The 24884-nt window shown below is 50.2% G+C and carries 18 protein-coding genes; 6 read left to right on the top strand and 12 right to left on the bottom strand.

Features of this window, described 5'->3' with window-relative positions; genetic code table 11:
• Positions 1 to 139 precede the first annotated feature (139 nt).
• The 3 genes from BZG23_RS16105 to BZG23_RS16095 form a co-directional block, all read right to left on the bottom strand.
• On the bottom strand, positions 140 to 1108 hold the full coding sequence (locus tag BZG23_RS16105) for a calcium/sodium antiporter (RefSeq protein WP_046076040.1): 969 nt from the start codon (positions 1106 to 1108) through the stop codon (positions 140 to 142).
• A 160-nt stretch (positions 1109 to 1268) separates the two neighbouring features.
• Positions 1269 to 2966 carry a glycoside hydrolase family 32 protein gene (locus tag BZG23_RS16100; protein ID WP_052708124.1) on the bottom strand — a complete coding sequence of 566 codons (1698 nt, stop codon included), beginning with the start codon at positions 2964 to 2966 and terminating at the stop codon, positions 1269 to 1271.
• A gap of 101 nt (positions 2967 to 3067) precedes the next feature.
• On the bottom strand, positions 3068 to 4060 hold the full coding sequence (locus tag BZG23_RS16095; protein ID WP_046075744.1) for a LacI family DNA-binding transcriptional regulator: 993 nt from the start codon (positions 4058 to 4060) through the stop codon (positions 3068 to 3070).
• A gap of 282 nt (positions 4061 to 4342) precedes the next feature.
• Between BZG23_RS16095 and BZG23_RS16090 the strand changes: the two genes are divergently transcribed.
• Positions 4343 to 5776: a sucrose-specific PTS transporter subunit IIBC gene (locus BZG23_RS16090; protein WP_046075745.1), complete on the top strand. Its 1434-nt coding sequence runs from the start codon at positions 4343 to 4345 to the stop codon at positions 5774 to 5776.
• A gap of 27 nt (positions 5777 to 5803) precedes the next feature.
• Positions 5804 to 6754, top strand: a complete 951-nt coding sequence (locus tag BZG23_RS16085) for an aminoimidazole riboside kinase (RefSeq protein ID WP_046075746.1) — start codon at positions 5804 to 5806, stop codon at positions 6752 to 6754.
• A 21-nt stretch (positions 6755 to 6775) separates the two neighbouring features.
• Here BZG23_RS16085 and BZG23_RS16080 read toward each other — a convergent pair whose 3' ends face one another.
• The 4 genes from BZG23_RS16080 to BZG23_RS16065 form a co-directional block, all read right to left on the bottom strand.
• Positions 6776 to 8743 carry a sensor histidine kinase gene (locus BZG23_RS16080; RefSeq protein WP_046075747.1) on the bottom strand — a complete coding sequence of 656 codons (1968 nt, stop codon included), beginning with the start codon at positions 8741 to 8743 and terminating at the stop codon, positions 6776 to 6778.
• Positions 8744 to 8989: 246 nt separating this feature from the next.
• On the bottom strand, positions 8990 to 10012 hold the full coding sequence (locus BZG23_RS16075) for an NADP-dependent oxidoreductase (RefSeq protein ID WP_046075748.1): 1023 nt from the start codon (positions 10010 to 10012) through the stop codon (positions 8990 to 8992).
• A gap of 76 nt (positions 10013 to 10088) precedes the next feature.
• Complete coding sequence (locus tag BZG23_RS16070; RefSeq protein ID WP_046075749.1) at positions 10089 to 11246, bottom strand: iron-containing alcohol dehydrogenase; 1158 nt, start codon at positions 11244 to 11246, stop codon at positions 10089 to 10091.
• Positions 11247 to 11449: 203 nt separating this feature from the next.
• Positions 11450 to 12055 carry a TetR/AcrR family transcriptional regulator gene (locus tag BZG23_RS16065; RefSeq protein ID WP_101494513.1) on the bottom strand — a complete coding sequence of 202 codons (606 nt, stop codon included), beginning with the start codon at positions 12053 to 12055 and terminating at the stop codon, positions 11450 to 11452.
• An 878-nt stretch (positions 12056 to 12933) separates the two neighbouring features.
• On the opposite strand from BZG23_RS16065, the gene BZG23_RS16060 reads away from it, so the two are divergent.
• From BZG23_RS16060 to BZG23_RS16050, 3 genes are all read left to right on the top strand, one after another.
• Positions 12934 to 13233 (top strand): DUF6916 family protein, encoded by a 300-nt coding sequence (locus BZG23_RS16060; protein ID WP_046075751.1) that lies wholly within the window; start codon positions 12934 to 12936, stop codon positions 13231 to 13233.
• A 161-nt stretch (positions 13234 to 13394) separates the two neighbouring features.
• Positions 13395 to 13826, top strand: coding sequence for a hypothetical protein (locus BZG23_RS16055; protein WP_046075752.1), 432 nt, complete (start codon positions 13395 to 13397; stop codon positions 13824 to 13826).
• Positions 13827 to 14010: 184 nt separating this feature from the next.
• The gene (locus tag BZG23_RS16050) at positions 14011 to 15555 is read left to right on the top strand and encodes a BCCT family transporter (RefSeq protein WP_046075753.1); all 1545 of its coding nucleotides are present in this window, start codon (positions 14011 to 14013) and stop codon (positions 15553 to 15555) included.
• A 77-nt stretch (positions 15556 to 15632) separates the two neighbouring features.
• On the opposite strand, the gene BZG23_RS16045 is transcribed toward BZG23_RS16050, so the two are convergent.
• From BZG23_RS16045 to doeA, 5 genes are all read right to left on the bottom strand, one after another.
• On the bottom strand, positions 15633 to 17036 hold the full coding sequence (locus BZG23_RS16045) for an aspartate aminotransferase family protein (protein WP_077607526.1): 1404 nt from the start codon (positions 17034 to 17036) through the stop codon (positions 15633 to 15635).
• Positions 17037 to 17068: 32 nt separating this feature from the next.
• A complete protein-coding gene (locus BZG23_RS16040) occupies positions 17069 to 18628 on the bottom strand; it encodes an NAD-dependent succinate-semialdehyde dehydrogenase (RefSeq protein WP_077607525.1) in 1560 nt (519 codons plus the stop codon).
• Positions 18629 to 18893: 265 nt separating this feature from the next.
• Positions 18894 to 19382: an Lrp/AsnC family transcriptional regulator gene (locus BZG23_RS16035; protein ID WP_046075756.1), complete on the bottom strand. Its 489-nt coding sequence runs from the start codon at positions 19380 to 19382 to the stop codon at positions 18894 to 18896.
• Between the two features lie 10 nt (positions 19383 to 19392).
• Positions 19393 to 20388, bottom strand: a complete 996-nt coding sequence (gene doeB / locus BZG23_RS16030) for a N(2)-acetyl-L-2,4-diaminobutanoate deacetylase DoeB (RefSeq protein ID WP_077607524.1) — start codon at positions 20386 to 20388, stop codon at positions 19393 to 19395.
• Between the two features lie 156 nt (positions 20389 to 20544).
• Positions 20545 to 21732: an ectoine hydrolase DoeA gene (gene doeA, locus BZG23_RS16025; RefSeq protein WP_046075758.1), complete on the bottom strand. Its 1188-nt coding sequence runs from the start codon at positions 21730 to 21732 to the stop codon at positions 20545 to 20547.
• A gap of 1316 nt (positions 21733 to 23048) precedes the next feature.
• Here doeA and BZG23_RS16965 point away from each other — a divergent pair.
• The gene (locus BZG23_RS16965) at positions 23049 to 23231 is read left to right on the top strand and encodes a hypothetical protein (RefSeq protein ID WP_131825386.1); all 183 of its coding nucleotides are present in this window, start codon (positions 23049 to 23051) and stop codon (positions 23229 to 23231) included.
• The last annotated feature ends 1653 nt before the right edge of the window (positions 23232 to 24884 follow it).

The following is a 24884-nucleotide window of genomic DNA, read 5'->3' as shown; positions in this document are numbered from 1 at the left end:
TGTGGTCATGGTAGAAAAGCTGTTTTATTTATTGGATCGGTGTCGAATAAATGGTTTTACTCCTTGGTATGATACGCGCTGCATTAGAGCCCATATCAACGTTGGCGTGTTTTGTGAGGACTGTATGACGCTTAACTTCCTACCGCACCGCATAAATCAGCAAACAGGTGTAGCTGACGTAGCATATAAACAGTAATCCCCCTTCGGCGCGGTTGATTTCGCGTGTCTTGCTAAAGCGTATTGCGACCAGCAGCAAGAGCACGGTGGCGGCGAGCATCACCATCCAATCTCGCCAGAAGACCGCTTCGGTGATGTCGCGAATCGGCTCGATGGCACCAGCAATACCAATCACGGCGAGGGAATTAAAAATGTTGGAGCCGACCACGTTGCCCACGGCAATATCGTGCTCTCCTTTACGGGCGGCGATAATTGAGGCGGCCAATTCGGGCAGGGAGGTGCCTAATGCGACTATGGTTAAACCAATAATCAGATCGCTGATGCCCAGTTGTTGGGCGATCTCAACGGCACCCCATACCAAGATGCGCGAGCTCACAATTAACAGTGCCAGCCCAATCGTTAGCCACATCAGTGCTTTTTTTAGCGACAGGGTTTGCTGGTTGAGTTCGGCATTCATGTCGGTGGCGAGGGTATCGTTTTTAGTTCGTATGCCAGACCACACTGACCAGCCGATCAGCAGTAAAAAGCCTGTGATAAGCAGTAAAGCTTCGTAGGCGCTGATCGTGAAGTCCCATAGCATTGCCCCGATAATGAGAGTGATGGCTAAAAGAATGGGTAGCTCTTTGCGCACAATGGTGGAATGCACTGCAATAGGCGCGATGAGGGCGGTCACCCCGAGAATTAAGGTGATATTGACGATGTTCGAGCCCAGCGCATTGCCCAGTGCTAACGCAGGATTGCCATCGACTGCAGCCATCGCTGAGACCACCATTTCAGGCGCTGATGTCCCAAACCCTACCACCAGCATGCCAATGAGTAGCGGCGGTATACCGGCATAATGGGCGCTCACAGCCGCGCCTTCTACAAACCTATCTGCACTCCACACCAAAAGCGCAAATCCAGCAATAATCGCCAGTATTGCAAGCAGCATATCGTCACCTTGGTTGAAATAAGAAGCGTGTTTAATCATCGCCAATAATATCATGGCGATGATTAAACACAGAAGATTCAAACCCTTAATGCTAGTTGATGGGCGTTAACTGTGCCAGTCAGACGTGGCGTGGTGTGGTCAACGCCACTTCCCTGATGTATCACCTAACACTGGCGTTTTTCAACGCATACCAATCCATCTCTTTTGGCAAAGGCGTGTCGTGGCGATCGCGTGTCAGCGCTAAAAAGGTTGCGTCAATAGCGCTGAAGTAACGGCTGGTCATCGTCCATTGCCCGCCGGCGATAAAGAACTCCAGTGAGCTGGTGTCGGCGAGGACTTGTAGTGGCAAATCTTCTAGCGGCTCGGGCAAGTGAATGCAGCGACGGGTATCGCCTTCTTTGGCGAGGCTTGCGCTTCTATCCAGTGTTAGGGTGCGGCTGTCACCGTCAATGGTGAGTGCACAACCGGATGGTTTGCCGGAGGAGGCTGGCGTCATCATGCCGCTGCGGCTGTGAAAGTATAGCGTGTAGTGGCCGCTGGTCGGAATGGGCAGCGTGGTGTTGAGCTCAAACTGCTTGGTGCCTAAATCCACGGTGGTTGAATGGCACTCAGGGTTAATCACCAAAAGTTGCTGAGGGCCTCTTAAGCTTTGCAGCGCGGCGGCTGGGCGCTGATAAATTTGCCCATTTTCCCAGCGTAACTCACGTGGACAGGTTAACTGATGCAACCAGCCCGCACTTAAACTGGGTTGTTCAACTTCGTCTGGCAGGCCCATCCAAGCGATAAGCATGCGCTTATTGTCAGGGGTCTGCGCCGTCTGCGGGGCGTAAAAATCAAACCCATGATCCAGCACTTGCCAGTTATCAAGCCTGATGCCGTCCGCTTCTAGCGTAGCTTTGGCGTAACCATTGTGGTGAGGAACATGATGATCGGGCGTTGGTGAAGGGCTGCCTTGTGGGCAGAGAATACAGAGCCATTGATCGCTTAATTGGAACAGATCTGGGCATTCCCACATATAACCATGTTCGCCTAAGCTATCACCGCTTAGTCCGTCATAGTGCCACGTAAGGCCATCAGCAGACGAATACTGCGCCAGGCGGCCTATTTTATCTTCACGTTGCGCGCCCAACAGCATCCGATAGTGTTGGCCGTCATGGATGACTTTGGGATCGCGAATATGCTCGGTCACGCCTGCTGGTGGGGCATCAATCACCGGGCCGAGCTTTTCAAAATGAATGCCATCGCTTGACCGCGCCACACACTGGGTTGTTTGGCGCAAACGCTCGGGGCCAATGCGGGTATTGCCGGTGTAATACAGCCAAAGGGCGTCGTTCATCACCATGGCGTGGCCTGAAAATACCCCATGGCTGTCATACCAATCACTGGGGGTGAGGCCGAGCGGCGCGGTATGCCATTGCACCCCATCAGGGCTGATTAAATGCACCCAGAATTTATCTTTGTGCTCACAGGCAAAGGGATACCACTGATAAAAAAGGTGATAGTGACCTTGAAAATAAATAAAACCATTGGGGTCATTCAGCAGCCCTTGGGGAGGGCTGATATGCCATCCGGGGCGATGGAAATCTGTCTTTTGGCTGGGAGAATAGAAGGGCGCGGCTTGTTCACGCAGGTTGTGATCGATCACGCGTCCCAGTGCCGTTAGCGCCCCCTGACTGACGGGTTGATCGAGGGTGATCTGGCGTAGTGAATGGTCAATCGTACTGATTGGCAGCATGTCTTGGTTCACGCGTTCAAGCTCGATGAGCTCAATGATCACCTTGTCTTGATGGCGCAATGCTCGTCGCACGTTATCGGCGCCACCACATGCGTCAACCAGGCCTGTTGGGGTTATTTCCATCTATCCGTACCAATTTTATTTTCGGGAACGTTCCAAAAATAGCGAATAAGACGGCGGTGGCGCAAGTAAAATTTCTCTGTATTGGGTTAACGGTCGCTGTGTTAAGGGCAGGTGGCGCGGCTGATATAGTTAAAGCCCATCACCAATTTGGACACATGACTTTGTCCGGTTTCCAGTAATTCGAGCAGCATTTTGGCACCACTTTCTCCTGCTGCATCAAAGGCATAGTTAAACGTCGATAAGCTTGGCGATACCACTTGGGCAAGCTCGTCATCGCCCACTCCCATCAGCTTCACGGCGTGTCCTGGCGTAATCCCTTGTGCTTGCAAAGCTTGGATAGCGCCAATCGCGATACGGTCGGTGGCACAAAATACGCCGTCAAGATCAGGATATTGCTCTAGCATAGCGGTCATGGCGACATAGCCCGATTGAATCGAGAATTGGCCTTGGTAATGGAACAAGGGTACCGTTTGGGTCAACGTGGTCAATGCGCTCTCAAAGCCTTGATAACGCTGCTGATCAACGGCAATGTCTTCCGCTTGTACCCCTAGAAAACCCATCTGTCGGCAGCCAGCATTAATAAGCTGCTCGCCAGCACAAAAGCCCACCCGATAATCATCATGGATCACGCTGGGAATGTTATAGGGTGAGCCGTCTTGACCAATTACCACCACCGGTGCACTCGAGCGCTTAATGGCGTGCACCAAGTCGGGGTTGAGCGTGGAGGCAAACAGCAGTATCCCTTCTACGCGTTTTTGGTTGAACAAATCGAGGTAATAGCAAATACGCTGATCGTCTTGGCGCGTGTTGGCCAATAGCACGTGTTTGCCTTTTTTATCAAAGACATGGCTAAGCCCATCAACGCTGGCTGACATCGCATTCGACGATACTCGCGGTACAATCACCCCGATGAGGTTGGTTTTGTTGGATTTCAAATCCTTAGCGATTTGATTGACCACATAGCCGCATTGCTCAATGGCGCGGTTAACTTTTTCAATGGTGGCGGGCTTTACGCCATATTCCTGGTTAATCACGCGTGAAACGGTTGATTTAGAAACACCCGCTAAACGGGCGACATCATTCAAGCTAGCCATGGGTTCTCCTTTTCTGGGAGTACCATGATCGTTCCATTTACGGATCCTTTGCAAACATAGCGCCTTAAATGCCCCCTATTTAGTGATATTAATCACGTTTAAGGTGAGAGGTACGCGTCGGTTTACTGATCGATCTCACAGCGATTAGCCCTCATACTTGATGCTTTACAGGATTCAGCACATCATTTTCGGGATCGTTCCCGAAAATGTGGAGCGTGTGACGCCACACGAAAATAAAAGTGACGGTGGCAAAGACGGTGAGAGCGTGCAGGGGAAGTAGCCATGAACTACCAAAAAATAGCACAACAACTACTCGATAAACTGGGTGGAAAAGAAAACATCGCGGCGGCGGCACACTGTGCCACGCGGCTAAGACTCGCACTCCATGATGATAACTTGGCGGATTTAAGCGCGATTGAATCGATTGAAGGTGTGAAAGGCCAATTTCAAGTCAGCGGTCAGTTACAGATCATTTTTGGCTCGGGCATTGTTAATAATGTTTATGCCGAATTCAGCAAACTAACGGGCCAGTCAGACATGTCGTCGAAAGACGTGGCAGCGGCTGGCGCTGAAAAACAAAATTGGCTACAACGCGCGGTGAAAGGGCTGTCAGATATTTTTGTTCCCATTATTCCAGCCATCGTCGCCGGTGGTTTGCTGATGGGGATTTTTAATATCCTGACGGCGCCGGGCTTGATTATTGATGGCAAATCTTTGATTGAGGCCTACCCACAAATGGGCGACTTGGCCAATATGATCAATACCTTCGCTAATGCGCCATTTGTGTTCTTGCCGGTACTGTTGGCGTTTTCTGCCAGTAAAAAGTTTGGTGCTAACCCCTTTTTGGGCGCGGCACTCGGGATGTTAATGGTGCATCCTGACCTGCTCAATGGCTGGGGCTTTGGCGGTGCGGCGGTGTCCGGCGATATTCCAGTATGGGAAATCTTTGGCTTTGAGATTGAAAAAGTCGGGTATCAAGGCTCGGTACTGCCTGTGCTGGTTGCCACTTATATTCTCGCCCAAGTCGAGCAAGGGCTACGTCGTATTATTCCCTCGGTGCTGGATAACTTGCTGACGCCTCTACTGGCGATTTTTATCACCGGGCTGATCACCTTTACTCTGGTGGGTCCATTTACCCGTGATCTCGGCTTCTTGCTCGGCGATGGTCTCAACTGGGTGTATGAATCAGCAGGGATGATTGGTGGTGCATTGTTTGGGTTTGTGTATGCGCCGTTTGTGATCACCGGGATGCACCACAGCTTTATCGCAATTGAAACGCAGCTATTGGCAGACATTGCGGTCACCGGAGGTACCTTCATCTTCCCGATTGCCGCGATGTCAAATGTGGCGCAAGGCGCAGCCTGTTTGGCGTTCGGGCTAAAAACGGCGGATGTGAAAGCGAAAGGAATTGCGATGCCGGCGGGTATCACGGCACTGCTTGGCATTACTGAGCCGGCGATGTTTGGTATTAACCTTAAATATCGTTATCCGTTTATCGGTGCATTGGTAGGCGCAGCCTGTGCAGGCGCGTTCATCACCTTCTTTAAAGTGAAAGCGCAAGCGCTGGGTGCCGCGGGGCTGCCAGGGATCATTTCGATTCGCCCTGATGGAGTGGTGCCGTATATCATCGGAATGGCCATTGCTTTTGTCGTGGCGTTTGCGGTGACCTATGTACTGGGTACCCGTAAAAAATATGCGCAAACGGCGGCGGCCTAATCGAGCATTGAACGAGGAGCAAGCGTGATGAGTAAGGTATGGGTCACTGGCGATGCGGTAGTGGATTTGATCCCTGACGGTGAACGCCACTACCTAAAATGTCCGGGCGGTGCGCCCGCCAATGTGGCCGTGGCGATTAGCCGGCTGGGGGAGAAAACAGGCTTTATTGGTCGAGTGGGCGACGATCCGTTGGGACGTTTTATGCAAACCACGTTGGCCGATGAAGGCGTAGACATTGCGTTTATGCATCGCGATAACGCGCAACGCACCTCAACCGTGTTGGTCGAGTTAGATGAGGCGGGTGAGCGCAGCTTTACGTTTATGGTCAAACCCAGTGCCGATCAGTTTGTGGAGCCCGATGACTTCCCTGTGTTTGAAAAGGGGCAGTGGTTACATGCTTGCTCCATTGCGTTAGCTAACGAACCCTCGCGATCGGCCACGCTCGGCGCCATGCAAGCGTGTCGTGACCAGGGTGGGTTTGTCAGCTTTGACCCTAACTTGCGTGATGATTTGTGGCAAAGCGAGGCGCAGATGCTAGAGACCGTGAGGCAAGCCTTGCCGCTGGCGGATGTGGTCAAAGTGTCTGATGATGAGCTTGCTTTACTGACTGCGCCGTTAGTGACAGGCTCCGAGCCCGGCGAGAGCCGGTCTATCAAATCCGCGCTTGAAGTGCTCGTCTCGCACGTACCGAGTGTGTCCTTGTGGGTGGTCACGCTAGGCAGTGACGGTGCACAAGTTGCGTTCAACCGAGCGCTTTGGCAGGTGGCGACAACACCCGCCAAGGTCGTGGATACTACTGGCGCTGGTGATGCGTTTATGGGCGGCTTGTTGGCTGCCCTAGCCAAGTTGCCCGACTGGCAGTCGCCAGAGGCGGTGACTGAGGCTGTGCGTCAAGGCAACCGCTGTGGCGCGCTGGCCACCACCGCCAAAGGTGCTATGACCGCATTACCCTCGGCGTTGCAGTTGGCTGGACAATGATATCCCATTTACCAGCCATCTTCATGAAGACGACGAGGCACGTTCGGGGGCCGTCAGTGGAATCGTCACAATGAAGCGACTGCCCTGTTGCGGTTTACTGTTTACCTGAATACGGCCACCGAGCACACTCGTAATGAGGTTGAAGGTAATATGTAAGCCAAGGCCAGATCCGCCCTGACCGAGGTGGGTGGTATAAAAGGGATCAAAAATGTGTTTTTGCACGTCTGGCGTCATGCCCAGGCCGTTATCTTGGACGGTAATATGTACCTGATCGTGTGAATCCTGACTCGCATGGATTTGAATATGGCCTTGATCTTGCTCGGTAAATGCATGCACTAACGCATTGTTAATTAAGTTGATCAGCGTTTGGGTGAGGGCTCCAGGGTAGCTATTGAGCTTAATCGCCTCAGGWATATCTACGTCAAGGTGGTGAGGCGTTCGCTGCAGTGTCGGACGCAAAGACAGAAGCACTTCGTTGATAAGATGATGGAGGTCAAACTCGCGCAGGTGGTCGTTGGTTTGATCCACGGCCAGTTGTTTAAATGCACGGATTAATTCGGAGGCACGTGACATGTTACGTTCAACAATCCGTGTCCCATCTTCAACATGGGTGAGAAATTGGTCTAAATCGTCACGTGTGATCGGCTTTTCGAGTTGTTGGACAAAATCTTGCTTCATCGACAAGATGGAGGTTGAAGACATCAGTGCGTTGCCGATGGGGGTATTCAGCTCGTGTGCGATGCCTGCGACCAGGGAGCCGAGTGAGGACAGTTTTTCATTCTGAACCAATTCGTCCTGGAGTGTTTCTAAACGCAATAGCAGTGCCTTTAGTTTATCACCATAATCGTTGACGGCATGGCGTAATTCCCCGACTTCATTCAGGTTCCCCACGTCGAGTGCTTGGGTGGTTTCACCATCGATCAACTCTCGGATCTGATGGGTGGTTTGTCGAATTTTATCCAGTAAATTGCGGGCGGTGATCGTCGCGATGACACCGACAATGAGCAGCAAGCCACCAATCGCTATCATTAAAAACAACCCCATGTTGTCAGCGGCGGCGGTCATTTTGCTTTTAGGGACGGCGAGGCCAATCACCCAGTCGGCTTCAGGGTAGCGAATCAAATGAACATACGCGGCTTCGTTGAGGATGCCGTCATTTTCTACCGTGATTAGCTTGCTGGTGCTGAGTGTTTGGGTTGCCTTGAACGCCGATTGCAACCAAGGCAATTGCACTTGCAGTTCGTCTCTCGTCCATAGTGTGTTCCTGTAGGGTTGAAAGGTGACGGCTGATTGCGGAAAGCTGATCGCTTTGCTGTCTGCGTCGAAGGCGAAGACATAGCCACCGTTTTCTTTGCCATACTGGGACAAAATATCTGAGATGCCGGCGAGCCTCATATCGACGGTGGCGACACCCACAAAGCGCTTATCATCTTTCATTGGCACGGTGCAGGTGATCATCGGCTCTTTGGTAAAAGGGTCAATATAGGCGTTGGACCAAATGCAATGATCGGCGGGGGTTGTTTTGCCCGCTACGTACCAACTTTCATTGTGATACCCCTTCCCGTCTGGGTGGTTGTAATCGTCGTAGTACTCCATGGTCGCGCCTGCTCGGCCCCAGAAAAAACTGCGCCGCGTCACCCCTTGTGTAAATGTGCCGGGCTCGGGCCAGATACCACCGCCGGCAATCGCTGGATCGCCATGATTATTGAGGATCTCGGGAAAGGTGGTGCGGAACAGAGCTTCATCTTTGGGGAGTGTGGTTCCCGCTAACGCCATGGTGCTGGTTAACAGTTCAATTTGGCCGAGTTTGGCGTCGAGTAAATCGAGCAGGGCGTGTTGATTGATGCTGATCCGCTCTTGTCGCTGCTCAATAAGCTCGGGTTTTACCTTCCATTCCACCACCGCAAAAATCGTCAGTAATGCCATAATCAGAACAAACGCAAAACCGAGGTTGATCTGATGACGAATCATGGGTGCGACTTTGGCCATTTTGAATACATCCTCTTTCTTAGCTGAAACAGGTGTGGAGCGGTTGCGTCCTGCGGTCAGCCTTGCCAAATTTCGATGAAGCTAGTCAATCATCCCCATTAGTGTAGTTGGCACTGAGTGTTTCTTCTGCATCAAGAAGGGGAGTGGAACGGAAAAGCGAACGTCACTCATAAAAAAACCCCCTTAGCTATCCATCGCTAAGGGGGAGGCAGGGTTTTCGGTATGACGAAATAAAGCGCGGATACTTTATTTAATATTGACGACCATCTTGCCGAAGTTTCGGCCTTCGAGTACATCAATCAGTGCTTGAGGCGCTTGCTCAAAGCCATCTACCGCGTGCTCACGGTAATGGATTTGGCCTTCRCCGACCCATTTGGCCATGTCGTGAGCGAACTCAGGGTAACGGTGCGCGTAGTCATCAAAAATGATGAAACCTTTTACGGTTAGGCGCTTAACCAAGATGGTCCCCATCAACTGTGAAAGGCGGTCTGGGCCTTCTGGCAGGGCGGTGTTGTTGTATTGAGATACCAAGCCACACACGGGAACACGTGCCCCTGTGTTAAGCAGTGGCATCACCGCATCAAATACCTTGCCGCCGACGTTTTCAAAGTACACATCAATGCCTTGCGGGCAGGCTTCGGCAAGCTGCTCGGCAAAGTTATCGGCTTTGTGATCGATACACGCGTCAACACTGAGGTGTTCACGAGCGTATTGGCATTTGTCTTCACCACCGGCAATCGCTACCACGCGGCAGCCTTTCAGCTTACCGATTTGTGCGACGGTCGCGCCAACGGGGCCGGTTGCGGCTGCCACTACCAGGGTATCGCCCTCTTTGGGCTGGCCGATATCTAATAAGCCCATGTAGGCGGTGAAGCCGGGCATCCCCAAGATCCCAAGCGCGTATGAAACCGGTGCGAGATCGGGGTTAAGTTTAAGCAGGGTATCGCCATCGACGACAGAATGGGTTTCCCAGCCTTTATAAGCCAGTACCCAATCGCCGGCCTGGTAATCGGCATGGTTAGATTCCAGTACTTTACCCACGGTGGCACCGACCATCAGACCATCAATTGCTACCGGTTCAGCATACGACTTAGCATCGCTCATCCGGCCGCGCATGTATGGGTCAATCGATAGATGATGGTTTTCAATCAGGACGTCATTGTTGCCTAGTGCGGGAATGGCGACTTCTTCTAAGCGAAAGTTCTCGGCAGTGGGTGCGCCAACTGGGCGTGATGCGAGAACAAAACGTTGATTTGTTAATGCTGACATTAGTTCCTCCCTTGATGTTGGGAAAAGAGGCGGCTGCTTCAGCGCGCCTCACAATAGCAATGAAATAAACCGGCGATTAAAGCGCGGCTTGCAGCACGCGGCGACACACGTCCGGGGTGACATCGCCATGTTCGCCGAGCTGGGTCATACCGTGTTGGGTTAGACTTTCAATCAACGGCTCAATCGCGGTTTCATCCAGATCGTAATCTCGCATGCGTGTTTTCACGTTCATGCGCTCGAAGAAATCGCGCGTTTTCTCAATCGCTAATTTGGCTTTCTCGGCGTCGCTACCTTGTTCAATATGCCAAACACGTTCAGCAAATTGTGCGAGCTTGGCCTGTTTTTGCTCAAACTTCTCATTAAGCATTGCAGGCAGTACCACCGCGAGGGTTTGGGCGTGGTCTAAGCCATGTTGGGCTGTGAGCTCGTGACCAAGCATATGAGTTGACCAGTCTTGCGGGACACCCACGCCAATCAAGCCGTTAAGCGCCAGGGTGGCTGTCCACATCAGACTCGCACGCACATTGTAATCTTCTGGTGTTTCCAGCGCTTGTGGGCCCAACTCAACCAAGGTTTGTAGCAGGCCTTCAGCAAAGCGGTCTTGCACCGGCGCATTGGCAGGATAGGTGAGGTATTGTTCCACCACGTGAACAAACGCATCGACCGCACCGTTCCCCACTTGGCGAATCGGCAGGGTGTAGGTCTTCACCGGATCCAACACTGAGAACTGCGGGAACACCAGCTCGCTCATAAACGGCAATTTCGCTTGCATCGACTCACGGGTCACCACTGAGCCTTTGTTCATCTCAGAGCCGGTAGCAGGCAAAGTGAGCACGGAGCCAAATGGCAGCGCTGCTTCCACTTTTCCGCCCATGCTGGTGAGGATGTCCCATGCGTCACCGTCATATTTCGCGGCTGCGGCAACGAATTTAGTGCCATCGATCACTGAGCCACCGCCCACGGCGAGAAGGTAGTCATAACCTTCAGCGCCGACTTTCTCGACTGCCTTCATCAAGGTCTCATAGCGCGGGTTGGGTTCAATGCCACCAAATAGGCCAAATTGACGTTGCCCTAGCGCTTGTTCGACTTCATCCAAGGTGCCGGTTTTGCGTGCACTTTGGCCGCCGAAAAGAATCAACACTTTTGCATCGGCCGGGATGAGCCGATCCAGCTCGGCAATCTTACCTTCGCCAAAAACGATACGTGTGGGATTGTAGAACTCAAAGTTGTTCATTGCTCATCCTTCCTTTTATTGTGCTTGATGGTATCAAGCGTTTATTTAAATTAGACCGGTCGTCTAGTGAGTGCCGGTTAAAAACCCGCCAAAGCGGGTTTTGAGTAGATGGTGGCTGTGCGCTAACAACGAGTGCCGTCGCGAATGCCACGCATCGGAGATTAATTTGTTGTTTAAGCGATGCTTGGTACAGCAAAGCGTCGTTAATCGATCAGCCCGAGCTTTTCTTCGGTGATGGTCATCGCTTGTGCAAGATGACTGTCGTTACGATGCAGTTTGGTTAATAAGCTGGCGCCCAGCCACAACTGATACAAGGTCGTGGCAGTGGTAAGCGCGGTTTTTTCATCAAACACATCGCTATCTTGGGCGAGGGTACTCGCCAAGCAGCTAATCAGCTGATCGGTGCCATCGCGCAGTGCCAGCCGCATTGGCTCGGATAAATCAGCTACTTCTGCACTCAGCTTGACGACCAAACACGTTTGCACCGGATCCAAACTACAATATTGTGCTTGCCAGCGACTGAAGTAGCTGTGTACACGTGCAATGGGAGAGAGCGTGCTATCTGACAGTAAGCGGTTTACGTCGGCAATGTAGCAAGCAAAGTAGTGGTCTAACACGGCTTGGCCGAATTGTTCTTTCGACGCAAAGTAGTGGTAAAAAGACCCCTTGGGCACGCCGGCTTGTTTTAGTATCGCGCTAAGGCCGACGCCGCTGAAGCCAAATTGCGCCATCACACTCACGCCCGTTTCCAACAAGTGTTGGTGGGTCGCGTTGTGAGTGCTGGTTTCTTGGGTGCTGCTCGATTTCATGTGGGGTAGCATAATCAAAATTAGACCGGTCGTCTAGTGGTGCGAGAATTTTTTATGTTGGCGTGGTTCGGTGGCATAAATCAGGCCGGTATGCTGTGCGAAATCCCAGTTTGTGTCAGATTTATTAAACTGTTCACAATTTGAACGGCACACCATGGCACAGTGGCAAAAGTGTGCTTTACTGAAAATGTCAGCTGAGCTGACACACAATTTGGTAGATGATTAGCGCGCAGTGACGCGCCACATAATGCGTTAAGTCCCCGTTAATGTCAGGCGCCCATGACGACACCTTGTTAGCCGCCAGCCAGGCAATTAACACAAGACCATGCGGTGAGGACGCTCAACGTAGTGAGCACACGGGGCAATGTAAGAAACATGTTCATTGACCAACAACCAACAAGGAATGCATCTTGAAGCCGCTCAGTAGAGCGGCTTTCTCTTTTGTGGGCCTCGCGCCTGACCTACCTGACATATTGAATACGTATTTAGCACCTTGAGCTGGCTGTTTTCTCGCCTTATCGCTGCTTGACAGTGATCGAATTTGCTTTCCGGAACGAAATAATATAAGACTATGAATTGGCGCCGCATTTGGCGCTTGACATCAATATCGTTCATTAATCTGATTGAGAGGTGTTCGATGAACAACAAAAGCAGACGTTTGTGGTATTACTACAAAACAAAGTCGAATAAGACCCGCCCAGTTAAAGCGGCTGGGTCAGCGTAATCAAGCGTTAGTTAGGCAACCGATGGGTTGCCTTTTGTCGTTCTAAGCGATTGAAAAAATCACTAAGCTATTGTGCATTGTCGAATTTTTCATCTAATCTTATCAGTAAAGCTTTAACAAGCGCATTGACCCAAAGAGGGGCGCGGGAGGGACGATGAATGTACTATCTTTCCAGTATGTCAATGAATTGATTAATGAAACGATCACGCTCATTGATGGAACGGATACGGAATACGCAATGACGCTGGCGCGTGTCGACACCCATCCTGGCCACGGTGATGAGGTGGGCGGGCACGCGGTAGAAAACTTCAGCCTGGTATTGAAAGGGCCGGAAGACACCCGCTTTCCGCAAGGCAATTACCTGCTTACCCATCCAGCGCTTGGCGAGCAGATCCTACATATGCTCCCCGTCGGGGACGCCACTTATACCATTAACATCAACACGCAAGCCTAATCTTTCTGTGGTCGCTCACTGTTGTCCATTGGGGCCTCGTAATAGTTAGCGACCAACACTGATTAAATAACCGCCAGTCAATGAGTTACTTTCGCCTTTTCATAGATTAGTCACGGAAATTGAGTAGAATAAGGCCGCTAAGCTAGCAGTAGGGAGGTCATATGTTTGCCTGGCTGAGTGGCTTATTTGAAAAGGAACAGCTGCAATCGTTTGTCTGGGTGAGAGACATTATGGCGAGCAACCCCAAAGGGAGCTACGCCAAGTATAAAAAGTATTACGATCGCCACGTTGATCGCATCCTGAAGGGTTATCACAAAGACTTTCTCCGCTTTGAGAAATTCGCCGCCCGTAATTACAAATACAGCGACCAATCGATTTTTATGGCGATAAAGGTTGCTAACTATGCCTATCAGCTTGGACAGCTGAAAGTGGCCGCTTGCATAACGGCGGCAGTGATTTCGGCGTGTAATCGTGCAAAAAAAGGCGAGTCACAGGTTCACCCTAAACTGTATCGCGCCACCGTGGTGCTGCATAAAAAAGTGCTCGAAACGGGTAAGGCGAATAAGACAGAGAAACCGAAGACACCAGCGTGACGACACGGTGTTGGGTAAATTTTACCCACTTAACAAAAATGTCATATTCCTATTCAGCCCCCGCCATGGCTGAATAGGTGATGCTTGTCACGTTTTTCCCTTCTTTGACTGTAACAATTTGTTCTGGTCATTCATTCGCCACACTGATAGAGTCCCCTCCCTCACACACCTTGTGAGCGAACTAATGCTTAAATCTACACAAAATAATGACCGTCTCGTAGCCGTGTTTACTATCGGCTTTGTTGCTGTCTTCCTTGCCTTTGCCTTGTTTGACCTGAAACACTTCTCTTCTGTTATCCAGTCTCTATTTTCTGAGTCTGCCAACCTTTTTGGTTACTGGTGGCAGTGGTTGATGGTGATCAATTTTGTACTGGCGCTTGCTATTGGCGGCAGTAAATTTGGTAAATTAAAACTTGGCGCCACGGATACTGTCTCAATGAGTCGTTTCCGTTGGGTTGCGATGATCATGTGCACCCTGCTTGCGGGCGGTGGTGTTTTCTGGTCAGCCGCGGAACCTATTTATCACTTCATGACGCCGCCGCCGGCGTTGGGTGACATGGAAGCGGGTGTGATGGAAACCGTCGCCCCTGCGCTGAGCCAAAGCTTTTTCCACTGGGGCTTTTTAGCCTGGGCAGTATTAGGCACCTTGGCAACCATCGTACTGATGTATGCCCACCATCAAGCGGGTGTACGCCTGCGCCCTCGTGCGTTGCTGTATCCGCTACTCGGTGACAAGCTGGAAAACCACTGGTTAGGCTCTGTGATTGATGCCTGCTCTATCATTGCCGTGGCGGCCGGTACCATCGGTCCGATTGGCTTTTTGGCCACCCAGCTTGGCTACAGCCTAGAAAGCTTTGTGGGTATCGAAAACACCATGCCAATGCAGATGCTGATTCTGGCTGCCGTCGTGGCGATTTACTCGATCTCTGCATTTACGGGGATGGATAAAGGCCTACAATGGCTGAGCCGCATGAATGTGATTGGTGCAGCCGTATTGTTGGGCGTGGTGATTGTGCTGGGTCCAACTGGCTTTATTTTCGAACAGTTTGGCTCAGGCTTTAGCTACTACCTCAACAATATGCATACGCTAGCACTGAATACCGATAACGGTAGCTGGAATGCATGGTGGACCTGGTTCTTCTGGGGTTGGTTTATTGGCTTTGCGCCGATGATGGCGATCTTTATCGCTCGTATCTCGAAAGGCCGTTCGATTCGTGAGCTGATCGTCGCCGTGGCTATCTGTGCACCGATTGCGACTAACTTCTGGTTCTCGGTACTGGGTGGTACGGGTATCTTTTATGAGTTGCAATCGCCTGGCAGCATTTCTGGCCCAATGGCGGATGCGGGTTTGCCTGCTATCTTGATTGCGTCCTTGTCACAGCTGCCTTACAGCGTGGTTCTGATCCCAGCCTTTATGCTGCTGACCACCACCTTCGTGGCGACCACGGGTGACTCAATGGCGTACTCGATTGCGATGGCCGTATCAGGTGACAACCAGCCAACTCGCCGTCATCGTCTGTTCTGGGCGATTGTGATGGGTGTGGTTGCCGGTGTGCTTCTGCTTGCCGGCGATGGTGGCTTGAATGCGCTTCAGTCGTTTATCGTGATCACCGCCGTGCCTGTGTCTTTCTTGATTGCCTTTACCTTTATCACCGGTCCGATTGCGGTGATGCGGATGCAGCAAGAGAAAGAAGCGAACTTAGCATTGCAGCCGGCGACCGCCAGCTAGTAAGACCAGAGTTTGTTAATGAGAAAAGCGCCGAGTTGTCGGCGCTTTTTTTTGCTTACTGGATAGGAATCATCGCGCTATTTGGGTTGCCATTGTCCACTGGTGACGAGTTTATCCATCACCTTATCGACGGCGACTTGCGCTTTAGCGACGATTTCATCCACTTCGTTGGGGGTGACCACCAAGGGTGGGGCAAAACCAAGAATATCGCCATGTGGCATCGCACGCGCAATCAGACCTTGCTCCATACAGGCGGCGGCCACTTGTGGGCCCACTTTAAGGCTAGGGTCAAAGTGGCTGCGGTTGGCACGATCAGGCGAAAACTCGAGAGCATGGAGCAAACCCACCCCGCGGCTATCGCCAATCAGTGGGTGATTGGCAAACGCGGCTTTCATCTTCATTTGCAAATATTCCCCCGTGGTCGCGGCGTTCTGAGTCAGATTCTCGCGCTCGATGATATCGAGGTTACACAGTGCGGCTGCCGCGCCTAGTGGGTGGCCAGAGTAGGTGTAACCATGGCCAATCGCGCCCCACGCATCGGTGCCGTCTTCCAGCACATCCCATACCTTGTGACCGATCATCACCCCAGAGAGAGGTTGATAGGCCGAGGTTAATCCTTTGGCAACGGTAATAAGATCAGGCTTCATGTCGTAGTAAATAGAGCCAAAATCACTCCCGATACGGCCAAAGCCACATACCACTTCGTCGGCGATCAACAAGACATCATACTTATCCAGTACTTTGCGAATCGCCGCCCAGTAACCTTCGGGGGGCGGTACGATGCCACCGGTGCCGAGTACAGGTTCGGCAATCATCGCTGCGACCGTGTCGGGTCCTTCCGCGAGGATCATTTTCTCCAGTTCATCGGCACAGTGTTGCGCGAATTCAGGCTCTGTCATGCCGCTGTCTTCACGGCGATAATAGTAGGGGGCCATGGTATGTTTGATGCGCTCGATGGGCAGATCAAAGTGCGCATGGAACAGTGGTAACCCCGTGAGTGACCCTGATGCCACGCTGGAGCCGTGATAACCCCGATCCCGAGAGATGATTTTCTTTTTCTCAGGCTTACCACGCGCATTGTTGTAGTACCAAACAATTTTAAGCTGTGATTCATTGGCGTCACTGCCCGACATGCCGTAATAGACTTTGCTCATGCCCGGTGCCATGTTGATTAGGCGCTCCGATAAGGTCACGAGCGCTTCGTTGGTGTGGCCTACATAGGTGTGATAGTACGCGAGCTTTTTCGCTTGCTCATAAATGGCGTCGGCCATCTCTTCCCGACCATAGCCGATATTGACGCAGTAGAGCCCGGCGAAGCCGTCAATCAGCTCGACCCCTTCGGAATCGGTGATGCGAATACCTTTGCCTGTCTCAATCACTCGGCCTGGCATCTCGCCGTGCGCATACTGCTTCAAGTGGGTTGAAGCATGGAATACGGTGTTTCTGTCTTTTTCCAACAAGGCTTTTGTTTCTGGACGCATGATCAGTCTCCTTATCCGTCAGCAAACCTGAATTAGCTGCCGCTCACCGTGGGTAAGCCACCTAAACAGTAGTATTTGATTTCACTAAATTCGTCGATGCCATAGCGGCTTCCTTCACGGCCCAAGCCCGACTGTTTGACGCCACCAAATGGAATAGGGTGACCGGTCATCTTCACTGAGTTGACACTGACCATGCCGACCTCAAGGCCGCGCAGACAGCGCCAAATATCTCGAATATCATTGCCATAGACGTACGCCGAGAGTCCGTACTCGGTATCGTTACCCATGGCAATTGCCTCATCCAGATTGTCATAGGCAATCACGCCCGCCACAGGACAAAAATTCTCTTCTTGATACACCAGCATATCGGGCGTCACCTTGGTGATAAGCGTAGGGGCAAAGAAGTTTTCGCCTAGGTTGGGGTTGAGTTTTCCGCCCATCACGGTCGCGCCTTTGGCAATGGCGTCATCGACAATGGCTTGGGCTTTATCGACGGCACGAGACGAAATCAATGGGCCGATATCTGTGCTGGGCAGCAAACCATTACCCACTTCAAGTTCATCCATTAATGCGGCGAAGGCATCGACAAAGGCTTGATGTTTGTCGCGCGGGACTAAAATTTTGTTGGCGGCCAAACAATCTTGTCCCGATGTTTGAAACTTGGCATCGATGGCCGCGCGGGCCGCTTGTTGAATATCCATGTCTGGCAGCACAATGAAGGGCGCATTGCCGCCAAGCTCCATGGCACACTTTTTCACGGTTTGGGCGCTTTGCTCGAGCAATAAGCGGCCCACACGCGTTGAGCCGGTGAAGCTTAGCGCTTTGACTTTGTCACTTTGACAAAGCTGGGCCGAGACCATGGGCGCGTCGCCCATAATCACGTTAAACACCCCTGCAGGGATCCCGGCACGTTCCGCGAGCTCGGCCAACGCTAGTGCAGAAAAGGGCGTTTCTTCTGCGGGCTTGACGATCACGCTACAGCCAATCGCGAGCGCTGCTGCTGCCTTGCGGGTGATCATCGCGTTAGGGAAATTCCATGGAGTGATCAAGGCGGCCACCCCAATGGGCTCACGTAGTGTCGCCAGATGGGCGTTGGGAATGTGGCTAGGCATGGTGTCGCCATACACGCGTTTAGCTTCTTCGGCAAACCATTGAATGAACGAGGCCCCGTACGCCACTTCCCCCTCGGCGTCGCGCAACGTTTTGCCTTGCTCGAGCACCATTAGATGCGCGAGATCGTGTTGGTTTTCCATGATTAAGTCGTGCCACTTCATCAATAGCTTGGCGCGCGTTTCGGCGGACTCGGCACGCCACAGGTGGAAAGCGGTCTCGGCGTCATCAATGGTTTGATTGATTTGCGCAGCATTGAGTGATGCGGTGTAGCCGAGCACTTCGCCCGTTGCCGGGTTGAGCACGGGTGTATCTGAATCGCCATTGACCCATTTACCATTGGCATAGGCAAGTTGGCGAAATAGACGCTGATCGTCCAGGTACGCGAGAACGTCTGAACTGGCTTTGCCGGCTACATCATGACGCAATGCATTGGCTGCGCTGCCAGCGTAGTTAAGATCGCGTGATTGGAATACGGTCATACTCCCTCCTGATTCAAAATCGCCACGCTGCCTATCAGCGTTTGCCTACTGTTACTGTATGCAATGAGCAAAAAAGAGGTTTTTTGTTAAGAAGGGTGATTAACGAAATTTTTTCTGAAACCGCGCAATGACAGAAGAAAATTTTCTGGTCATGAGAGAAACGGGCATTGACCGCGATCATGTAGCAGGTGATCAGATATTGCCAAGAGGTTAACGACTCATGCGGGAGTGTCATTGAGCACTCGCAAACAAGGACAAGCAATGATTAGCCATTGGCAGCAACATCTGGTGTTTCAAGTGGTAAGGTAAGGGCTGGTCGCTTCACCTGTTTGGTGACGATATAGGTGTAGTACTGTTTGATGCCAAGGTCATCGGTCAACCAGCTGTCAATCAGACGCTGATAATAGTCGATATCAGTGACACCAAGACGAACGATATAGTCTATCCCACCGCCCGTCGCCCAACACTCTTTGACATCGTCGCAGTGCTGCATGGCACGTTCGAAACGTTGAAAGCTGTCAACATCATGCTGGCCAAGGGTGATCTCGACCAGCACAGTGTTAAGTTTTACCACCGCATCTGGATTGATACGTGCGCCATAGCCCTCGATGATACCTGCTTGCTCGAGCCGTTTTACCCGCTCCCAGCAGGGGCTTACAGACAGGTTGATCGCCTGTGCGAGGTTAGATTTGGTAATACGGCCATCTTGCTGCAAGATCTGCAAGATTTTGATATCAAATTTATCCAGCTTCATGGCCCCTCCGCTAAACAGGTTCGGCAATCACCGCAAAGGTATCGCCGATATAAATCCGTCCGAGGTGACGTTTGGCCAGTAAAATACCGTCGCGCTCGGCATAGTAGGGGATGGGTTCAGTCCCTGTACGCTCAATATTATGCACTTTGCCAATTAAATCACCCTGTTTGATGGTATCGCCTAAGTGCACAGAGAACTCAATAATCCCTGCGTGTTCACTTTGCACATAGCAGTGTTTGTCGGGTAGCTCGAGCTTGACGGGCGCGGCCGGTGGATGGCGATAATCGTCTTGTAGAATGCCCGAAAACACTAAAAAGTTGTGAATACCGCGCTGAGTAATGGCGATAGAGTCAGGTGTACTGGTGCCACCGCCACCGAGCTCGGTAGTCACAAACACTTTCCCTTGCTGCTCCACGGCTGTGTCGTACATGCTGGTGGCATCCATTTCAGTGGTTTGCACTTGATAGGGGGCACCAAACAGGCGAGCCCCTTCGGCACAGGCGTCGGCTTGCTGAAGATTCTCTAAGCGGTGGGACGCCGCATAGGGAATAAGATCTAAGGTTTTACCGCCTGAGTGAATGTCTAAAGCGGTATCGCACTGTGGGATTAAATATCGGGTGAAGTAATCGGCAATTTGTTCGGTAACACTGCCGGTTGGTGAACCAGGAAAAGCGCGGTTCATGTTGCCTTGATCCCAAGGGGAAGTGCGTGTGCCTGCGGTCACGGCGGGCGCGTTCATCATCGGTAAGACGATCACACGGCCTTTGATATCGTTTGGCATCAGTTGATGGCAGGTATTGAGTAACGCTGTGATGCCCTCGTATTCATCCCCATGGTTGCCGCCCGTCAGCAGGGCCGTTTTCCCCTCACCGTTTTTAACCACAGTGATCGGAATAGTGACACAGCCCCATGCGGATTGGTCGTGTGAGTGAGGCAGTTTAAGAAAGCCATGCTGTACACCATCGGCATGAAAATCGACGGTGGCTTCAATTGCGGTGGGTTCCATAACCTCTCCTTGTGATCTGTTGTGACGCTCAATCCGGCGGAAACGGGTAAAGTTTAATTTTTAAATCATCACGTTATGAGTGTAGCTAAAAATAGTAACGAGGCTGAACAGAAAAGGGCACAAGTATGGTGCCCGTATCTGACGCGATGTACCAAGCTAATGTTTGACAAACAACTGGCGCGGTAGGTCGCACAAGGTTTGTGCACCATCGCGGGTGATCACAATGCTTTCTGTGGTTTCCATGCCCCAGTCTTTCATCCAAAGCCCTGGCATGAAATGAAACGTCATCCCCTCGCGCAATAGGGTTTGATCACTGGGTCGCAAGCTCATGGTGCGCTCGCCCCAATCGGGTGGGTAGCTTAACCCTATCGGATAGCCACAGCGCGCGCCTTCCCGATCAAACCCATAGCGCAACAAGGCATCATTGAGGGCGTTGGCAATGTCTCCGCATGTATTGCCGGGCTTGGCGACCGCGAGACCGGCTTCTAGTCCGGCCTGTAGCGCCTCGTCAGCACGGAGGAACTCATAACCCGGCTCTCCTAAGAAAATGGTACGAGAGAGTGGGCAGTGATAGCGACGATGCACCCCAGCGATTTCGAAGAAGGTCCCTTCTCCCCGTTTAAATGGGCGATCGTCCCACGTTAAGTGAGGCGCAGCAGCATCACCGCCTGAGGGCAACATCGGCACGATAGCGGCATAATCCCCAAAGTGACCGTCATGACCGACCACCGCGTGTTTATTAATCTCAGCAACCAGTAAATGCTTGGGTAAGCCGGGCTCGATCATCTCAAAGGCGACACGGTGCATATTCTCCACGATACGCGCAGCTGTATGCATGTAGGTGAGCTCTTGATCAGACTTGACCGCGCGGCACCAATTAACCAGTCCGGTAGTATCGACGAGGGTCGCCATTGGCAGATGTTCTTTGAGCGATTCAAACGCCGTGGCGCTGAAATAGTAGTTGTCTTTCTCGACGCCGATGCGACCACGATCCCAATAGCGTTCTGCCAGCACATAGTTTGCCAAGTATTCCATGGGGTGCAGGGGCGGATTCATCACGTAATGGTCAGGATAGTAGGTGATGCACTCGGCACTCATATAGACAGTACGCAGCGCGCCATTCGCGTCTTGGACACGTCCGAACCACAAAGGGTCACCCGTTGCGCCAATCACTACGCACTGAGGCACATAGAAAGACCAGCCATCGTAACCGGTTAGCCACGCCATGTTAGATGGATCGTGCACTAACAAGGTGTCGATCTCTTGTTCTTCCATGGCATAGCGAACCTTGGCTAAACGGGCGCTGTATTCTTCGTAAGAGAACTTCAATACAACGTCGCTCATACGCGTGACTCCTGTTCAATACCACGACTGTGGTGCTTATAAACGTACTACTGACCGGTAATCAAACTTGGATCAAGTATGATTACCGGTACAGAAAGGTGCCGTTTTTCGGTCTTGTTATCGAACAAACGGAGGAAGCGCGAGTGTTGCGCGGTCCTGTCTAGGCGACTCTACTGTCTGGTGCGGCTGTTGCTCAGTGAGCCCATTCGGCCTGCTCACCGGATAAGATTTTGTTTCGCCTCTAGTTAAGTGTTAAACCATGGAGTGAAAACCCGTCAAGTTTTATTAGCAACAAATTTGTCACTAAACTGCCAATCTGTGCAGACAGGCAAGTGTTGGCGTGAAGCGGGAAAGCGTGGGAAGGGGATACGAAATACGATAAGACAGATCATGAATAGCCTATGTAACACGTTATCCCGCATCCGACGTGCCTTTCTTGTGGTTCGGGTGACAAAATACACAGAGGTAAAGAGCAACTGCTAAGGCAAAAAATTGTATGTACCCAGGGAGCTGGAGAGTGTCTACTATCGTATCGTTGAAAAAGAGTATGTCTCCGGCATCGTAACCCTGAATTCAGATAATTCGTGATCTGGATAAATTGAGGTATCTAGGTGTGAAGTATGGTCAAGAGGTAAAGATAGGCCGGGCAACTCCTGAGGGCTATGAAGAGTGTATTAATCTGATGAACAAGATTTCTAGTGAAATTATAAGCTTGAAGATGAAATCAAAAAGTCCTAGCATATAGCTTTCGAGTGATTTTTATCTAACCAGTAGCGCCAGTTGGATCGGCTTTCCGTTACACTCCAAACCGGCCGCTGCGCATTAGCAACTTACGACTATATGAAAAAAAATATAAAGATTTTTACATGGGATCGATATTTAATATGTATAATTGCTATTGCAATTGGGTCATGTATATCTCCTTTTAAAGAATATAGTTCAACTGGTATGATTTCAAATCAATCCCTGATTATGTCAGCTATTACATTTGTAATAGGGGTTATAATCGTTATTACTATTGGAGCTTATGCAAATAAGTCTGAAAAGGAAAATTAATTATGTTCAAGCTTGGTGATCTACAGTGGTTAATTCCGATTTTAGGTGGGATATATGGGTATTTACTTGCTATTGGTACTGTTCCAAGAAATCCAAAGAATTCCGAGAAGCTGGAATTATGGAGAAGGAAGTTTGGAAAAATGATGAAAATACTATGCCCCTTTATTGTGGTTTTTGGTTTTCTTAAGTTATTCAGTATTTTATAGGAAGTACTAACAAAAAATTCAAAATTGATGGGCAGGGTCGGTCAGGGCGAGCGCATGAGTGTTTATTTTTCAACCATCGTCGGTATGCCTGCGGCTAAAACCTTTTCTAAGAAGTTGGGATTCATGAAACAGCGCTTCTGTTTGGCCACCAAGCTGATATTGGTCGACTCAGCCCGCACCATGTTTGAGGCCATGTGTCGCAGGCAGGCTACATTTGCTGCTCTATTATCTTTATAAATTTGAGCATACGTGATCTTGCTCTGTGCTTTCCCTCTTTTTAATCTGCTCTATTAAATGTTAGTCGACGTGTGTTTTGCCATCAAAGCGTTTATTTGTCAATGAAGTGTGCTATTGCTTACATTTTCTATTTGATAACTCGCTTTGGTAGGCAAAACACCAGTGTTAAGATGAAAAAAACAGAGATGCCCACTGGATTGTAGGGTTTGGTAAGTTCATTGTACGAACAATAAATGCCTCAAAAAAAGGGATCCTAGCTGCCACACCAGCCGTCTGTGTGTCATGTTGGAATATTGCCCAGAACTGAGTGCCTAAGAATAAAAAATATAAATTTTAAAAMAAGGAGRRTGCCATTCGACGGTATGCGATTTAGGCGCCAAAGRGAATAGATTAAGGCAAAAGAGATAACAAAAAAACAATATAAGAGCGATCATTTTCGTACCTCTTTATACAATGAATATGTTGTAAAACTATCACTTACGGACTCTGCGCCCAGAGATAGTCGGCTTGAGGCTTGATAACCTCTTAGGTAGTCTTCGAGGATGTTCAATCCTCACTGCTCAAAATTGTACCGAAAGAGTTTATTACTCCTATACACAATGAGTCATACAATGCACTTCAGGATTTTTCAGAGTTAAAGCTGATAGAAGAAAAGCGTGAAGATAGTGAGTAGCTTTCAGAGGTTGCTACACTATCATTAATATTGAACAATGACAACGTCTGCGGTATTCTGAATCCATGGTGCCAAAGCCCTGATCTTAACCGGATCGGGGCTTTTTATTCCTTAAGAAAACCGGCTATGAATAACCGACTTGTCAAAGCATGGGATGCTTTACACGTTTTTCTTGTGCTTAGGGTGACAAAATACACAGAGGTAAAGAGCAATTGCTAAGGCAAAAAATTGTATGTAGCCAGGTAGCTGTAGAGCGTCTACTATCTTGTCGTTGAAAAAGAGTATGTCTCCGGCATCGTAACCTCCTTTGACCTTGCCACCATAAAAAAATATCGACATATATTGACCTGCGCTAAGAAGCATCAATATATACTTAAAAAAGAAAACGATTTTTTCCGACGGCGATGCGTTAAACCTTTTTAAAAAATAAACAAACACAATGGAAGCTAGCACGAAAATATAATTTTCAATCATTTAAACGCCTGCCAATATTGAGTACAAGTGTGTGCTACTTTTTTCTAAAAAACGTTCATGATGAAAGTATTTATTTGCTGTATTTTTGGAGTTAATAGTCCTAAAAATAAACATATAATGATACTAAGCCACCTAATTACTTAATTTTATTCATATGATAGGTTTGGGAGTATATCCATCAATAATGTTCCATTTCTAAAGATAGAGTAGTAATTATCCACCGATAAAACCAATAACTAGAACGACGTAGATGAAAAGGCATGCTGAGCGTTTAAAGGGTATTCGAGATACCTTTCGTAACATAGCTAATAAAAACCTGTAATGAAGAAAAATAAAACTTCGCTCAATTTCACGAGTCCGTTATAGCATTAGTTGTCGTGATCAGCTGGTATTTACCCTGCTAGGGCAGAGTTGCTCATTACTTGATAACTTCTCATGTAAGCCTCGGAGCTATATTTAGATAGTTTAAATGTTTTATCTAACACTTAAAAAACAATTTTTAGTTT

Origin of the sequence: Salinivibrio sp. ML290, assembly GCF_001995695.1 — a bacterium.
Lineage (GTDB): Bacteria > Pseudomonadota > Gammaproteobacteria > Enterobacterales > Vibrionaceae > Salinivibrio > Salinivibrio siamensis.
Note: the sequence above shows the minus strand (reverse complement) of the source record. Positions and strands in the feature narration are given on the sequence as shown.

Excerpts from the sequence above, each read along its gene's own strand:
- BZG23_RS16105 (WP_046076040.1), bottom strand. The coding sequence starts at position 1,108 with ATGCTGCTTGCAATACTGGCGATTATTGCTGGATTTGCGCTTTTGGTG.
- BZG23_RS16100 (WP_052708124.1), bottom strand. The coding sequence starts at position 2,966 with ATGGAAATAACCCCAACAGGCCTGGTTGACGCATGTGGTGGCGCCGAT.
- BZG23_RS16095 (WP_046075744.1), bottom strand. The coding sequence starts at position 4,060 with ATGGCTAGCTTGAATGATGTCGCCCGTTTAGCGGGTGTTTCTAAATCA.
- BZG23_RS16090 (WP_046075745.1), top strand. The coding sequence starts at position 4,343 with ATGAACTACCAAAAAATAGCACAACAACTACTCGATAAACTGGGTGGA.
- BZG23_RS16085 (WP_046075746.1), top strand. The coding sequence starts at position 5,804 with ATGAGTAAGGTATGGGTCACTGGCGATGCGGTAGTGGATTTGATCCCT.
- BZG23_RS16070 (WP_046075749.1), bottom strand. The coding sequence starts at position 11,246 with ATGAACAACTTTGAGTTCTACAATCCCACACGTATCGTTTTTGGCGAA.
- BZG23_RS16065 (WP_101494513.1), bottom strand. The coding sequence starts at position 12,055 with ATGAAATCGAGCAGCACCCAAGAAACCAGCACTCACAACGCGACCCAC.
- BZG23_RS16060 (WP_046075751.1), top strand. The coding sequence starts at position 12,934 with ATGAATGTACTATCTTTCCAGTATGTCAATGAATTGATTAATGAAACG.
- BZG23_RS16055 (WP_046075752.1), top strand. The coding sequence starts at position 13,395 with ATGTTTGCCTGGCTGAGTGGCTTATTTGAAAAGGAACAGCTGCAATCG.
- BZG23_RS16050 (WP_046075753.1), top strand. The coding sequence starts at position 14,011 with ATGCTTAAATCTACACAAAATAATGACCGTCTCGTAGCCGTGTTTACT.
- BZG23_RS16045 (WP_077607526.1), bottom strand. The coding sequence starts at position 17,036 with ATGCGTCCAGAAACAAAAGCCTTGTTGGAAAAAGACAGAAACACCGTA.
- BZG23_RS16040 (WP_077607525.1), bottom strand. The coding sequence starts at position 18,628 with ATGACCGTATTCCAATCACGCGATCTTAACTACGCTGGCAGCGCAGCC.
- BZG23_RS16035 (WP_046075756.1), bottom strand. The coding sequence starts at position 19,382 with ATGAAGCTGGATAAATTTGATATCAAAATCTTGCAGATCTTGCAGCAA.
- doeB (WP_077607524.1), bottom strand. The coding sequence starts at position 20,388 with ATGGAACCCACCGCAATTGAAGCCACCGTCGATTTTCATGCCGATGGT.
- doeA (WP_046075758.1), bottom strand. The coding sequence starts at position 21,732 with ATGAGCGACGTTGTATTGAAGTTCTCTTACGAAGAATACAGCGCCCGT.
- BZG23_RS16965 (WP_131825386.1), top strand. The coding sequence starts at position 23,049 with ATGAGTGTTTATTTTTCAACCATCGTCGGTATGCCTGCGGCTAAAACC.